At 73.7% G+C, this 13,331-nt stretch carries 16 protein-coding genes and 2 tRNA genes; 8 read left to right on the top strand and 10 right to left on the bottom strand.

Features of this window, described 5'->3' with window-relative positions; translation table 11 throughout:
* Positions 1–180: 180 nt before the first annotated feature.
* Both FHU40_RS10670 and FHU40_RS10665 read right to left on the bottom strand, forming a co-directional pair.
* Positions 181–273 (bottom strand) — tRNA-Ser (locus FHU40_RS10670).
* A gap of 91 nt (positions 274–364) precedes the next feature.
* A complete protein-coding gene (locus tag FHU40_RS10665) occupies positions 365–865 on the bottom strand; it encodes a hypothetical protein (RefSeq protein WP_183592331.1) in 501 nt (166 codons plus the stop codon).
* Positions 866–974: 109 nt separating this feature from the next.
* Between FHU40_RS10665 and FHU40_RS10660 the strand changes: the two genes are divergently transcribed.
* Both FHU40_RS10660 and FHU40_RS10655 read left to right on the top strand, forming a co-directional pair.
* On the top strand, positions 975–1,358 hold the full coding sequence (locus tag FHU40_RS10660) for a hypothetical protein (RefSeq protein ID WP_183592330.1): 384 nt from the start codon (positions 975–977) through the stop codon (positions 1,356–1,358).
* A gap of 84 nt (positions 1,359–1,442) precedes the next feature.
* Positions 1,443–1,527 (top strand) — tRNA-Ser (locus tag FHU40_RS10655).
* Positions 1,528–1,836: 309 nt separating this feature from the next.
* On the opposite strand, the gene FHU40_RS10650 is transcribed toward FHU40_RS10655, so the two are convergent.
* Positions 1,837–2,070 carry a biotin/lipoyl-binding carrier protein gene (locus FHU40_RS10650; protein WP_183592329.1) on the bottom strand — a complete coding sequence of 78 codons (234 nt, stop codon included), beginning with the start codon at positions 2,068–2,070 and terminating at the stop codon, positions 1,837–1,839.
* Positions 2,071–2,138: 68 nt separating this feature from the next.
* On the opposite strand from FHU40_RS10650, the gene FHU40_RS10645 reads away from it, so the two are divergent.
* Positions 2,139–2,768 (top strand): hypothetical protein, encoded by a 630-nt coding sequence (locus FHU40_RS10645; protein ID WP_183592328.1) that lies wholly within the window; start codon positions 2,139–2,141, stop codon positions 2,766–2,768.
* Here the strand turns inward: FHU40_RS10645 and FHU40_RS10640 are convergent.
* Positions 2,680–3,876: a hypothetical protein gene (locus FHU40_RS10640; RefSeq protein WP_183592327.1), complete on the bottom strand. Its 1,197-nt coding sequence runs from the start codon at positions 3,874–3,876 to the stop codon at positions 2,680–2,682. The genes FHU40_RS10645 and FHU40_RS10640 overlap by 89 nt on opposite strands.
* A gap of 11 nt (positions 3,877–3,887) precedes the next feature.
* Positions 3,888–4,652: a carbon-nitrogen hydrolase family protein gene (locus FHU40_RS10635; RefSeq protein ID WP_343057819.1), complete on the bottom strand. Its 765-nt coding sequence runs from the start codon at positions 4,650–4,652 to the stop codon at positions 3,888–3,890.
* Between the two features lie 18 nt (positions 4,653–4,670).
* Between FHU40_RS10635 and FHU40_RS10630 the strand changes: the two genes are divergently transcribed.
* The 4 genes from FHU40_RS10630 (at position 4,671) to FHU40_RS10615 (ending at position 7,426) form a co-directional block, all read left to right on the top strand.
* Positions 4,671–5,219 carry an NTP transferase domain-containing protein gene (locus FHU40_RS10630; RefSeq protein WP_183592326.1) on the top strand — a complete coding sequence of 183 codons (549 nt, stop codon included), beginning with the start codon at positions 4,671–4,673 and terminating at the stop codon, positions 5,217–5,219.
* A gap of 93 nt (positions 5,220–5,312) precedes the next feature.
* Positions 5,313–5,639, top strand: a complete 327-nt coding sequence (locus FHU40_RS10625; protein ID WP_183592325.1) for a DUF6457 domain-containing protein — start codon at positions 5,313–5,315, stop codon at positions 5,637–5,639.
* 179 nt (positions 5,640–5,818) lie between these two features.
* A complete protein-coding gene (locus FHU40_RS10620) occupies positions 5,819–6,796 on the top strand; it encodes an NAD(P)H-quinone oxidoreductase (RefSeq protein WP_183592324.1) in 978 nt (325 codons plus the stop codon).
* A gap of 42 nt (positions 6,797–6,838) precedes the next feature.
* A complete protein-coding gene (locus FHU40_RS10615; protein ID WP_183592323.1) occupies positions 6,839–7,426 on the top strand; it encodes a bacterial proteasome activator family protein in 588 nt (195 codons plus the stop codon).
* A gap of 90 nt (positions 7,427–7,516) precedes the next feature.
* On the opposite strand, the gene FHU40_RS10610 is transcribed toward FHU40_RS10615, so the two are convergent.
* From FHU40_RS10610 to serS, 5 genes are all read right to left on the bottom strand, one after another.
* Positions 7,517–8,092 carry a hypothetical protein gene (locus FHU40_RS10610; protein WP_183592322.1) on the bottom strand — a complete coding sequence of 192 codons (576 nt, stop codon included), beginning with the start codon at positions 8,090–8,092 and terminating at the stop codon, positions 7,517–7,519.
* Between the two features lie 18 nt (positions 8,093–8,110).
* Positions 8,111–8,920, bottom strand: a complete 810-nt coding sequence (locus tag FHU40_RS10605; protein WP_343057818.1) for an HAD family hydrolase — start codon at positions 8,918–8,920, stop codon at positions 8,111–8,113.
* Positions 8,913–9,404 (bottom strand): GNAT family N-acetyltransferase, encoded by a 492-nt coding sequence (locus FHU40_RS10600; RefSeq protein WP_183592321.1) that lies wholly within the window; start codon positions 9,402–9,404, stop codon positions 8,913–8,915. The genes FHU40_RS10605 and FHU40_RS10600 overlap by 8 nt, the downstream gene beginning before the upstream one ends.
* Positions 9,401–10,237 carry an HAD-IIB family hydrolase gene (locus FHU40_RS10595; RefSeq protein ID WP_183592320.1) on the bottom strand — a complete coding sequence of 279 codons (837 nt, stop codon included), beginning with the start codon at positions 10,235–10,237 and terminating at the stop codon, positions 9,401–9,403. The genes FHU40_RS10600 and FHU40_RS10595 overlap by 4 nt, the downstream gene beginning before the upstream one ends.
* Before the next feature lie 67 nt (positions 10,238–10,304).
* Complete coding sequence (gene serS / locus FHU40_RS10590) at positions 10,305–11,588, bottom strand: serine--tRNA ligase (protein WP_183592319.1); 1,284 nt, start codon at positions 11,586–11,588, stop codon at positions 10,305–10,307.
* Between the two features lie 170 nt (positions 11,589–11,758).
* Here serS and FHU40_RS10585 point away from each other — a divergent pair, with 170 nt between their 5' ends.
* Positions 11,759–13,330, top strand: coding sequence for a diacylglycerol kinase family protein (locus tag FHU40_RS10585; RefSeq protein ID WP_183592318.1), 1,572 nt, complete (start codon positions 11,759–11,761; stop codon positions 13,328–13,330).
* Position 13,331 lies beyond the last annotated feature (1 nt).

Raw genomic sequence — 13,331 nt, 5'->3', positions numbered from 1 at the left:
CCGGGATGCCCGCATCCCTTCCGAGCCAAACGATGCCTCAATTAAGTGCAATGCAACTTCCTGCAAACTCCTGCAGCGCCGCCGCGGAGCGCGGGACGCAGGCGAGGAGAGCGCGGGTCGGAATCGACCATACAACGCCTCGACCCCCTCCGCGCAGAGGCGCGAAGGGGGTCGGATCACTGGCGGAGGCGGCGGGATTTGAACCCGCGAGAGGGGTTTGCCCTCAACCCGCTTAGCAGGCGGGCGCCATAGACCGGACTAGGCGACGCCTCCCGACAGCCAGCACAGGCTACAAGGAGCCACCGACGGGTGCCGAATCAGGGCTCGGATCGGGGGCTGGACCGGCGCCCCGGTCCAGGCCGGGTCACGACAGCGGGGTCAGGCCCTGGCCGCGCTGGAGGTGGCCCTGGAGGACCCGTACGAACTCCTCGCGGTCGACGTCGAGCAGGCTCACCGGAATGGTCGTGGTGCCCCCGTCCGCGAGCCTCAGGACGACGACCGGCAGCCCGTCGGACGCCGTCGTCACCGCCTCCCGCACCTCGGTCCAGGCCGCCGCCGACGTGCCCGCGCCCCGCACCAGCCGCACCCGGTAGCCGTCGGGGCCCAGGTGCACCACCGGCAGGCGCCGGGTGAGCAGGTTGCCGGCCACCAGCACCCCGACGACGCCGATCAGGGCCACCAGCACGAGCACCAGGAAAGGCAGGCTCGCGACGGCGACGACGACGGTCGTCACCACCAGCAGCACGGCGAGCACGACCAGCAGTCCGCCGACCAGCCGGGCGGCGAAGGCGGGCGCGAACCGGAACTCCGACACCTCGGGCACGGCATCGGGTCCGGGACGGGAGCCGTCGGGTGCAGCGGACATGGGTTGATTGAACAAGACACCGGATTCGGGGCCGACAGCGGGTTGTCGTCCGGCCGCCTGGGAGCGACACTCGTAGTCCCCCACCGCTCCGGGTCACCGGGAGGTTGTCATGGCCGTCACCACTACGGGACTCCCGGCCGCACTGCTGGGCCTCGGCCAGGCGCTCGACGCCTACGGCCGGCCCGAGGTCTCCGTCGGACAGTGGCGCTGGCGGGTCCGCCAGGGCCTGGCCGCCGTCCGCGACGCGCTGGTCGCCGAGACCGGCACCGGCACCGAGGCCTGGACCGCCGCCCGCGAGGGCAGCGTGCTTCGCGAACGCAACGCCCTGCTCGCCCGGATCGGCACGCTCGGCCCCCACGTGCTCCAGCACCCCGATCCCGAGGTCGTCCGCGCGGAGCTCCAGCGGCTGCTCGTCGACGTCGGCCACCACGCCCAGCGGCTCAGCGACCTGGCGTACGACGAGGTCGAGCTCGAGCTCGGCGGCTCCGAGTAGGCCGGTCGCCCACCCCGGCCTGGGGCGGGCCCACCGAGATCGGCGCCCTACACTGCTCGGGTGCCCGGGCCCCGGCCCGGCCACGGAGGGGTGCCGGAGTGGCCGATCGGAACCGCCTTGAAAGCGGTCGTGGGGAGACCCACCGCGGGTTCGAATCCCGCCCCCTCTGCTTCAGCTGCCTCAGGCCGAGCTTGCGAGGCCTGAGATCCAGCAGCAAGGTCGAGGAGCCGCGCGACCGACGCAGGAGGTCGCGACCGGCGTCACGAGACTCAGCTGCCTCGGCCTGAGCTTGCGAAGGCCGAGACCCAGCAGCAAGGTCGAGGAGCCGCGCGACCTCAGCTGCCTCGGCCTGAGCCTGCGAAGGCCGAGACCCAGCAGCAAGGTCGAGGAGCCGCGCGACCGACGGAGGAGGTCGCGACCGGCGTCTCGAGACCAGGCCGTCAGGGGCCGTCAGGGGCCGTCAGGGGCCGTCAGACCGTCAGTCGGCGACGATCTCCAGGAGCGCGTCGCCCTCCTGGACGACGTCGCCGGGGGCGACCTTGACCGCGCGCACCGCCCCGGCCGCCTCGACGAGCACGGGGATCTCCATCTTCATCGACTCGAGCAGCACGACGGTGTCCCCGGCCGCGACCCGGTCGCCCGGCGCGACGGCCACGCTCATCACGTTCGCCACCATCTCGGCCACGATCTCGGTCACCTGTTCGCGGGGCATGCTCAGAACCTAGACCGTTACCTCGTAGTACGCCGTATCTGACCCGCCCCGTCGCTGCTCCTCCGGGCGTGACCACGCTCCGCCTCCGTCTCGCGCTGGCGACCGCCGGCGACGTGCCGCAGCCCTACGTCTGCGACGACCTCGACGCGACGGTTCGCCTGGACGCCGACGTGTACGTCGGCACCGCGGTCAGCAGCCCGCGCCAGCGCGAGGCGTGGTGGCGCAAGATGCGGGAGGCCGGGCACGAGACCTACCACCGCCACGGCGACGCGCCGATCTCCACGCGGCTGCCGGTGCAGCACTCCTGGACGGGCGCCGTGCGCCTCGACGTGAGCGTGCCGACCCAGGTGCTCGGACCCCGGTGCTCCGGCCGCCGGGTCGAGCGGGCCCGGGCCCGCGGCGTCACCAGTGTCGTCGCGGCCGAGGTCGGCGCCTGCGCCCCGACCTACCACCCCGAACAGCTGGTGGCCGCCCACCGCGGCTCGCTGTGGGTCGCGGTGGTCCCCGCGCCCGGGATCGACGTGGTCGTCGGCCCCGAGCTGCTGGTGCCGGCCGGCGAGCTGCACGCCGGACCGGTGCTGGCGGTCGACCTCGAGCTGACCGGGCGACTCAGAGCAGGGCGCGCGTGCGCGACGGCTCCGGACGCAGTGCGGCGGCCTCCTCCGCCCGTCGCCCACGCCGACCGCGCGGCGCGGTGAAGGCGAGGTCGATCCGGATCACCACGTAGCCGATCGCCAGCCCGACGATCGCGCCGTAGGTCACCGCGAGCACCGACTCGGTGAGCGCGACCGCGGGGTTGACCAGCGCCTGTGCGACCGAGACCGTGGCCGCGACGCCGAACGCACACACCCACCACCCCTGGCGGCGGCGGGCCCGCATGTGCACCCCCCAGGCCAGGGCGGGGATGCCGAGCACGGTCTCGAGCGGCCGCGGGAACGCCCCCAGGTTGTCGCGCGACCAGACGACGACGTCGAGCAGGTTGCCGACCAGGCCGGGGGTGCCGTAGCGCCGGAGCAGCTCGGCGTAGGCCAGCGTGATCGCCAGCACCCCGGTGCCGAGCAGCACGATCACGAGCCCGCGCCGGCCCAGGCCGTGCAGACCCGCGCCGAGCCGGTAGACGAGTGCGAAGGAGCCGAGCAGCGACAGGCCGAGCGTGGCGTACTCGAAGCGCACGACCGTCACCACCGGCGCGAAGCCGACCGTGGCCATCGCACCGACGGCGGCGAGCACGACCGCGATCACCACCTCGCGGACGGCGCCGATGAAGCGGACCGCGGGGACCGTCGCCATCACCGCGAACACCGACGCGACCACGCAGGTCAGCACCGCGGCGCCGGTGCGCAGCGACTCGTCCCCGCTGAGCACCGCGGCGAGGCCGAGCACGAGGGCGAGCAGCCCGACGACGACCGGCCGGCCGCCGCTGCGGACGGCGAGCGCCCAGGAGTACGCCGTGGCGACCGTCACCGCGCCGGCGCTGCACAGCCAGCCGGGGCCGACCTCGAGCAGGCACGAGACGAGCGCGCCGACGCCGGCCAGGACGACGGCCGACCAGAGCACGAACGGCCACCGGGAGCGGGCCAGCTGCTCCCGTCCGGTCAGCCGGCGCGGCCCCAGCCCGACGGCGCGGACCGGTTCGACCGCGGGGGTCGGTTCGGGCCCGGCGACCGGCCCGGGCGCCGGCTCGGGGGCGGGTCGGTCGACCGGGGCCGGCAGCGCCTCGACCGGGGCCGGGTCCACCGGGGTCCGCCGGCCGCCGCGGCGCCGCGACGGACGCGCGGCACGACGACGAGGGACGGACCTGGACACGGGCAGGAAGGTTACATTCGCCGGTTCGCCAGCGAGGGGTTGGTCCTGCGGGCCCGCTCCAGCACCGTGTGCTCGACCACAGCGGTCACCACCTCGGGACCGTCCCCGGCCTCGGCGAGCACCTCGCCGAACGGGTCCACGGCCAGCGAGTGGCCGGTGTAGCGGGGCCCCGGCTGGCCCACGGCGACCACGAAGGCGGTGTTCTCGATCGCCCGTGCCCGCACCAGGGTGCGCCAGTGGTCGACCTTGTGCGGCCCGGCGACCCACGCGGCCGGGACCAGCAGCACCTCCGCCCCCGCGTCGACCAGCGCCCGCGCGAGCTCGGGGAACCGGAGGTCGTAGCAGGTCATCAGGCCGACGCCGAACCCGTTCAGGTCGAACACGACCGGGCTGGTCGGGCCCGCGCTGAGCCGGTCGGACTCGCGGTAGCCGAACGAGTCGTAGAGGTGGATCTTGCGGTACGCCGCGTCGGCGGCGCCCCGGGCGAGGAGGGTGTTGAAGGGTCGGTCGGGGTCGTCGCCCCGCTCGAACATGCCGGCCACGACCGTCGACCCGCGGTCGCCGGCGACCCGGGCGAGCTCGGTCGCGAACGGCCCGTCCGCGGGCTCGGCGTACGGGCTGACGTCGGCGCCGGCCGGTCCGAAGTCACGGGCGAACGCCTCGGGGAAGACCACCAGGTCGGCGCCGGCCGGCGCGAGCCGGTCGAGCAGGGCGCGGTTGCCGTCCGGCTCCAGGCCGGAGGCGTGCTGGACGAGGGCGACTCGCAGGCTGGCCACGGTGCGAGACTGCCACACATGACCTTCGCCGCGATCGTGCTGGCCGGCGGTCGGGCGGTGCGCATGGACGGCGCCGACAAGGCGTCGGTCGAGTACGCCGGGCGATCGCTCCTCGAGCACGCGATCGGGGCGCTGCGCGACGCGCACGAGGTGGTGGTCGTGGGCGACCCGGTGCCGACGACCCGGCCGGTGACCTTCTGCCGCGAGGAGCCGCGGTTCGGCGGGCCGGTGGCGGCGCTGCTGACCGGGTACGACGCGCTGGCGCGCCGGCCGGCGACCGTGGGCGTGCTGGCCGTGGACATGCCGCGGGTCACGCCGTCGACGTTCCGGCGGCTGCACGAGGCGGCCGACGGCCGGGACGGGGCGTTCCTGACCGACGCCGAGGGACGCCGCCAGCTCGCCGGGGTGCTGGCCGCCGACCGGCTCGACGGCGTCCGCCCCGATCCGGGCGCGCAGCACGGGATGTCGATGCGCGCGCTGCTCGCCGGCCTCGACCTGGCGCTGCTGGCGCCGGCGGGGGCGGAGGGCCGCGACGTCGACACCTGGGCGGACCTGCGCGACCTGTGACCGCCGCCCGGCGGCCCCTCCCGGCGGCGGAGTCGGGCGGAGTCGGGCGGAGGGGCTTGCCACGCGCCCAGCGGAGCGGCAAATCTGGGAGGCGTGAACCTCCACGACTGGATCGACGAGCTCAGCGACGTCCTCGACGTGGACACCGAGGTCGACGAGGGACTGATCCTCGACCTGGCCCGGATCGCCGCCCACAACGTGGCCCGGCCGGCCGCCCCGATCACGACGTACCTCCTGGGCTTCGCCGCCGGCGCCGGCGGCGCGGACCCGGAGGACCTCGAAGCGCTCGCCGCGCGGGCGCAGCGGTTGGCCGAGAGCTGGGACCGCCCCGCGGGGGCGCCCGATCCCGACGACGTCGACGACGAGATCCCCGACGACTCCTCGGTGGACCACACCGGCGAGACCTACGACGGGGCCTGATCTCTAGTGTCGTGCGTTGGAAGTTGTTGCACGGTTGGCGTGCTCAGGGTGCGTGCGCTGCAAGGCGCCGGAGCGCCGCCATACCCGCTCGTCTCGCAAGCGACGGCAACGCCGCAGAGTGCGTGCCATGGGTGCGCGAAGCGTCAAGAACTTCTGACGCCCGGCACTACGCTGGGCGCATGCGCGCCGTCATCGCCGCCGAGCCCGGCGGCCCCGAGGTCCTGTCCGTCGCGGAGCTGCCCGACCCCGAGCCCGGCCCCGGCGAGGTGCTGCTCGACGTCGCCGCGGCCGGCCTGAACCGGGCCGACCTGCTGCAGCGCCAGGGCTTCTACCCGCCGCCGCCCGGAGCGTCCGACGTGATCGGCATGGAGTGCAGCGGCACGGTCGCGGCGATCGGATCCGGCGTCGAGGGCTGGTCGGTCGGCGACCAGGCCTGCGCCCTGCTGGCCGGGGGCGGGTACGCCGAGCGGGTCGTCGTACCGGCCGGGCAGCTGATGCCGCTGCCCGCCGGCGTCGACCTGGTCACCGCCGCGGCGCTCCCCGAGGTCGCCGCCACGGTGTGGTCGAACGTGTTCATGGTCGCCGGCCTGCAGCCGCAGGAGACGCTGCTGGTGCACGGCGGGGCGGGTGGCATCGGGTCGTTCGCGATCCAGCTCGCCCACCGGCTGGGCGCCCGGGTGGCCATCACCGCCGGCAGTCCCGACAAGCTGGCGGCCTGCGCGGCGCTGGGTGCCGACGTGACCATCGACTACCGCGAGCAGGACTTCGTGGCCGTCGTGAAGGACGCGACCGACGGCCGCGGCGCCGACGTGATCCTCGACAACATGGGCGCCAAGTACCTCGACCGCAACATCGACGCGCTCGCGATCCAGGGCCGGCTGGTCATCATCGGCATGCAGGGCGGCACCCGGGCGGAGCTCGACATCAACAAGCTGCTCCGCAAGCGCGGCGCGGTGATCGCGACCAACCTGCGCGGTCGGCCGAGCGACGAGAAGGCCGCCATCTGCGTGTCGGTCGTCGAGCACGTGTGGCCGCTGGTCGCCGAGGGCCTGGTGCGCCCGGTCGTGGGCAGGTCGTTCCCGCTGGCCGAGGCGGCCGGTGCGCACGCGTTCATGGAGTCGGGCGAGCACAGCGGGAAGATCCTGCTCACCGTCTGATCCCTTCCCGATGCCTTCACCGACACCGATACGGTGGAGATCATGAGCGAGCAGGACTCCCCGCAAGCCGAGCAGCAGGTCGTCATCATCGGACCCGACGGGCAGCCGGTGGCCGCCGTGCCCGCCTCCGCCGTGTCCGCGGCGGCCGACGGGGACGACGACAGCGAGCGCTCGGTGACCGAGCTGGTCGAGCAGCCGGCGAAGGTGATGCGGATCGGCAGCATGATCCGGCAGCTGCTCGAGGAGGTGCGCTCGGCGCCGCTCGACGAGGCGAGCCGGCAGCGGCTCAAGGAGATCCACCAGGCCTCGATCAAGGAGCTCGAGGAGGGCCTCGCCCCCGAGCTGGTCGAGGAGCTCGAGCGACTGTCGCTACCCTTCACTGACGACGCCACGCCGTCCGACGGCGAGCTGCGGATCGCCCAGGCCCAGCTGGTGGGCTGGCTCGAGGGCCTCTTCCACGGCATCCAGACCGCGATCTACGCCCAGCAGGTGGCCGCCCGGGCGCAGTTCGAGCAGATCCGCCGCGGCCTGCCGCCCGGCATGAGCCGCCCCGGCGCCCCCGGCGTCCAGCCCGGCGCCGGCGACCAGCCGCCGCCGACCCCGGGTGATTCCGGCGGCATGTACCTCTGACCGCTCGGGCACTTCCCTCGCTTCTGCCCGTCTGCACACCCCGAGAAGTGCAGGGATACCCGGTGCACCGGGTATCCCTGGGGGAAGCCGTCAGGCCCGCCGCCCGCGCCAGGCCACGAAGACCAGGCCCAGCAGCCCCACGATCACCAGGGCGGCGCCCGGCGCGGCCAGTCGCCGGAGCTCGACGGGCTCGTCGGCGACGGTCGTGAAGGTGGCCGGCTCCGGCTCGGGCTCGACCGCCGGGCGACCGGCGCCGAGCAGCCGCTCGACCTGCCCGACGTACACCTCGGTCGCCGGCGCGGTGCCGCTGCGACTGTCGGTGCTCAGCGCGTCGCCGTCGCGCCGGACGAAGAACACGTAGTCCGCCCCGGGGCGCAGCCCCGGCTTGCCGCACCTGGCGCGCCGGGCGTCGGTGGTGACCTCGACCTGCGACGTCGCGACCGGGCCCTTGAAGACCAGGTCGGCGTCGACGACGTAGGTCACGGTCGTGCCGGCGACGCTCCGATCGGCGACGGTGCCGGTGAAGACACCGTTGGCGCCCTTGGCATGCTCCTCCAGGCTCCCCCGGTCGGCCGGGCACGCGGCCACGGCCGGCGCCGCGCCCACCGCGACCACGCCCGCCGAGGAGAGCAGGAGCGCGGCGAGGGCCGATCGGACGAGGGACACGACGAACATCTCAACAGATCACAGGTCGAAGAGACCAGCCAGCACCCGGGCCACGCCGTCGTCGTCGTTCGAGCCCGCGCGGTGGAGCGCGGTCTCCAGGACGGTCGGGTGGGCGCCGGCCATGGCGTACGACGAGCCGGCCCAGGCCAGCATCGGCAGGTCGTTGGGCATGTCGCCGAAGGCGACCACGTCGGCCGCGTCGACGCCCAGGTCGGTGCACAGCAGCTCGAGCGTCGAGGCCTTGGTCACCCCGGGGGCGCTGATCTCCAGCAGCGATGAGGTCGACGACCAGGTGATCACGAGCCGGCCGCCGACGGCCTGCTCGGCGAGCTCCCAGAACTCCTGCGGGCCGAGCCGCTCGTGGCGCGCCAGCAGCTTGAGCGCCGGTCGGTCGAGGAGCTCCTCCACCGGCCCGCGGCGGGCGTCGGCCGGCACCGGAGCCAGCTCGACGAAGTGGTCCTCGAGCCCGAACCCCGCCAGCGTCTCGACGGCGAACGCGGCGTCCGGCAGCGCGGCGCGCAGCAGCCGACAGGCCTCGAGGCCGAGGGCGGGCTCGATCGGGCGCTCGAGGTGGGACCGGTGCCGGGCGACGTCCCACACCAGCGCCCCGTTGGAGACGACCGCGAGGCCGTGCTCACCGACGTGCTCGAAGACCTCCTCGGTCCAGCGCAGCGGGCGCCCGGTCACGAAGACGACGGGCACGCCGCGCGCCTCGATCTGGGCGAGGACCTCGGCGGTGTACGCCGACACGCTGCCGTCGCTGCGGACCAGGGTGCCGTCGAGGTCGGTGGCGACGAGGCGGGGCCGCGCCGCGCGCACCTCAGCCACCGGCGGGCAACGGCCGCGCCATCACGAGCTCGCCGTCCTCGTTGGCGCCGCGCAGCTCGGTGAAGCCGCACTTCGCGAGCACCCGGATGCTCGGCTTGTTGGTGGGCTCGACGCTGGCCCGCACGCGGACGCCGAGCGCGTCGGCCTCGGCCAGCAGGGCCTGGAGCGCCTCGGTCGCGAAGCCGTAGCCGTGGGCCTCGTCGACCAGGCCGTAGCCGACCTCGACCTCGGGCACCCCGTCGGCGGCCGGCTCCGGCGGGCCGAAGAAGCCGATCGAGCCGAGCGCGGTCACGCCGCGGACGATGTGCCGCGGCGCCCAGCAGTCGCCCTCGCGCCACAGCCCGGCGGCGTCGAGGTCGTCGCGCCGCGGGTAGTCGGGGTGCCAACCCGGGCGGCGCTCACCGCTCCGGATCGCCGCGACGTCGTCGGCCGTCCACAGCGGCAGCCGGAGCCGCTCCGTGGTGACCATCGCGGGCAGGGTCATCCGGGGTACCACCGCGAGAGCTCGGTGGCGAGACCGTCCTCGTAGACGCTGTCGGTCACGGCGTCGGCGGCGTCGAGCACGAGCTGGATCGCCTGCCCCATCGCGACCGCGCGGCCGGCCCACTCGAACATCTCGAGGTCGTTGCGGCCGTCGCCGACGGCCAGCGCCGCCGCGGGGTCGATGCCGAGCTCGCGCGCGACGTGGTCGAGGCCGGAGGCCTTGGAGACGCCCACCGGCGCGAGATCGAGCCAGGCGGTCCAGCCGACGACGTAGTTGGTGCCGTGCAGGCCGAGCTCCTCCGCGAGCTTCACGAACTCGTCGGCCGTCGCGTCGGGGTCGCGGATGATCACCCGGCTGACCTCGGCCGCGAGCAGGTCGTCGATGCCGGTGACGACCATGTCGCCGGAGAGCTCGCCGTCGGGGAACGCCCGGCTCACCTTGTAGCCGACGCCGCGGTCCTCGACCGCCACGATCGCGTTCGGCTGCCGCTCGAGGATCGCCTCGACGGCCGGTCGAGCGTCGAAGGTCTCCTCGTGGACCACCTCGACCGGGGGGTAGCGGAGTACGACGGCGCCGTTGGACGCCACGATCCAGAGCCGGTCGCGCCGCTCGTCGTACAGGTCGAGCATGTCGGCCACGCCGGTCATGCCGTGCGGCGACCGGCCGCTGGCGAGGACGACGTGGGCGCCCGCGTCGAGCGCCCGGTGCACGGAGGCCTTGACCGCCGGGGAGATCTCCTCGTGGGTCATGCCGGCACCCTCGACCCACTTCAGGATCGTGCCGTCGATGTCGAGGGCGACCAGCTCGGGCCGCCAGCCGTTGCGCGTGTTCACTCGGGGTCCCCGCGGAATCGTGGGCTGGAGGAGCGAAGCGGGGGAAGCGCGCGATTTCGTGGGGTGATCACTGCTGGACCGGCTCCAGGACGTCGCGGCCGAGCCACTTCTGGAGCGCCTTCGGGACCCGCACCGAGCCGTCGGCCTGCTGGTGGGTCTCGAGGATCGCGACGATCGTGCGGGTCATCGCGCACAGCGTGCCGTTGAGCGTCGAGATCGGCTTCGTGCCGCCCTGGTCGCTCGGGAACCGCCCGCGGGTGTCGAGCCGGCGGGTCTGGAACTCGGTGCAGTTCGAGGTCGAGGTGAGCTCGCGGTACTTGCCCTGGGTCGGGATCCACGCCTCGCAGTCGAACTTGCGGATCGCCGAGAGCCCGAGGTCGCCGGCGGCGACGTCGATGACCCGGTAGGCCAGCTCGAGCTTGTCGAGGAACTGCTTCTCCCACTCGAGCAGCCGCTGGTGCTCGGCGTACGACTCCTCGGTCGTCGTGTAGACGAACATCTCGACCTTGTCGAACCAGTGCACCCGGATGATGCCCTTGGTGTCCTTGCCGTGCGAGCCGGCCTCCTTGCGGAAGCAGGGGCTGAACGCGGCGTACCGCAGCGGCAGCGCGCCGCCGTCGAGGATCTCGTCGGAGTGGTAGGCCGCCATCGGCACCTCCGAGGTGCCGACGAGGTACATGTCCTGCCCCTCGATCCGGTAGACGTCGTCGGCCGCCTGGCCGAGGAAGCCGGTGCCGTCCATCGCGCGCGGCTTGACCATCGACGGCGCGATCACCTGGGTGAAGCCGGCCTCGCGGGCCTGCTCCATGGCGAGGTTGATCAGCGCCAACTCGAGCTCGGCACCGGCTCCGGTGAGGAAGTAGAAGCGCGAGCCCGACACCTTCGCGCCGCGGTCGAGGTCGATGGCGCCGAGGATCCGGCCCAGCTCGACGTGATCGCGCGGCTCGAAGCCCTCGGCGGCGAAGTCGCGGGGCGTGCCGACGGTCTCGAGGACGACGAAGTCGTCCTCGCCCCCGGCCGGCGCCTCTGCGGCGGCCAGGTTGGGGATGCTCATGATCGCGTCCTGCCACCCGGCCTCGGCCTCGCCCTGCGCGGCCTCGGCCTGCTTCACCTCGGCGGCGAGCGCCTTGGTGCGGGCCAGCAGCTCCTGCTTCTCCTCGCCCTGGGCCTGCGCGACCTGCTTGCCGAGCGCCTTCTGCTCGGCCCGCTTCGACTCGAAGTCGGTGATCGCCTGACGTCGTGCCTGGTCGGCGGAGAGCGCCCGGTCCACGACCTCGCCGGAGAGGCCGCGCTTGGCCTGGGCGGCGCGCACGCGGTCGGGGTCTTCACGGAGGATGCGGGGATCGATCATCTCGGGGTCCCCGCGCAATCGGGAGCGCAGCGAGCGATTTCGTGGGGTGAGGTCACGCTGCCAGGCTATCCGGGGCGGGTCGGGGCGCGCTCGCGAGATAGCGGTGCCTGGGGAGAACCGGCGCTCCCGGCATACTTTCCGAGCAGACGCCCCCGACCGTGAGGATCCACGTGCTCGACCGCCCCCGCGCCACCGTGCTGAGCTGGGCCGCCTTGTGCTTCGTGCTCTTCGGGCTGTTGCTGCTGGCGGTCGTGGGTGACGCCGCGTGGCTCGTCGACCTCGACGACCGCGGCGAGGGATCGCAGACCTGGGCGACCGACGTCGGCTGGCTGCACGACGTGCTGCGGGTGATCGAGGTCGCCACCGGGACGATCGCGATGACGGCCTACACCGCCGTGCTCTTCGTGCTGCTGCTGCGTCGCTACCACCGGGCGGCGTTCTTCACCGCCGGCGTGATGATCGTGACGGCGGTGGCGACGACCCTGCTCAAGGGCCTGGTCGACCGCGACCGGCCGCCGTGGCAGAGCACCGAGGCGCTGCTGCACAACGGCGCCTTCCCCTCCGGCCACGCGTCCTCGATCACGGCGTTCGCCGGCATCGTGATCGTGCTGGTCGGGATGCTGGTCCGTCGGCGCAGCGTGCGCCGCCTGGCGTACGTCGGGGCGGTGCTGCTCGTCGTGGTCGTCTGCCTCGACCGGGTGCTGCTCGGGCGCCACTACCCCTCCGACGTGGTCGGCGGGGTGCTGCTCGGCGCCGGGTTCGTGCTGCTCGCGATCGGCCTCTACAACCCCCGGCCGCGCGGCCACGCGGAGAGCGTCGAGCCGCTGCCCGAGGTCTTCGTCTCGGAGAAGCAGCTCGCGGTGATCCTCAACCCGATCAAGGTGGAGGACGTCGGGCAGTTCAAGGCGATCGTGTCGACGATGGCCGCCGAGGCCGGCTGGTCCACACCCAGCTGGCACTACACGACCGTCGAGGACCCCGGCACCGGCATGGCCGAGGCGGCGTCGGTCGCGGGCGCCGACCTGGTGCTGGTCTGCGGGGGCGACGGCACGGTGCGCGAGGTGTGCGCCGAGCTCGCCGGCACCGGGATCCCGGTCGGGATCATCCCCGCCGGCACCGGCAACCTGCTGGCCCGCAACCTCGACATCCCGCTCTACCTGCGCGCGGCGATCGACGTCGCCCTCAACGGCCAGGACCGAGCGATCGACCTGGTCGAGGTCTCCGGCGACGGCTTCGAGGACACCCACTTCCTGGTGATGGCCGGCATGGGGTTCGACGCCGCGATCATGGAGGGCGTCAACGAGGACATCAAGAAGAAGATCGGCTGGGTCGCCTACGTGCTCTCCGCCCTGAAGTCCCTGATGTTCCCGGCCGTCCGGGTCGAGGTCTGCGTCGACGACGGCGAGTTCACCAAGCATCGCGCCCGCACCATCGTCGTCGGCAACGTCGGCTTCCTCCAGGCGGGCATGCCGCTGCTGCCGGACGCCGCCATCGACGACGGCGTGCTCGACGTGGTGCTGCTGCACCCGCGCAAGTTCCTGTCCTGGATCCCGCTCGCCTACCGGGTGCTCGCTCGCCGCCCCCGCACCGACGACCTCGTCAAACGGATGACCGGCCACACCGTCGTGGTGCGCGCCGCCGCCGACACCCCCCGGCAGCTCGACGGCGACTCGATCGGCCCGGGCCGGGAGCTGCGGATGACCTGCGTGCACGGCCGGCTGCTGGTGCGCGTCCCGCGCTGAG

The organism is Nocardioides soli, from assembly GCF_014191495.1.
Classification (GTDB): domain Bacteria; phylum Actinomycetota; class Actinomycetes; order Propionibacteriales; family Nocardioidaceae; genus Nocardioides; species Nocardioides soli.
Note: the sequence above shows the minus strand (reverse complement) of the source record. Positions and strands in the feature narration are given on the sequence as shown.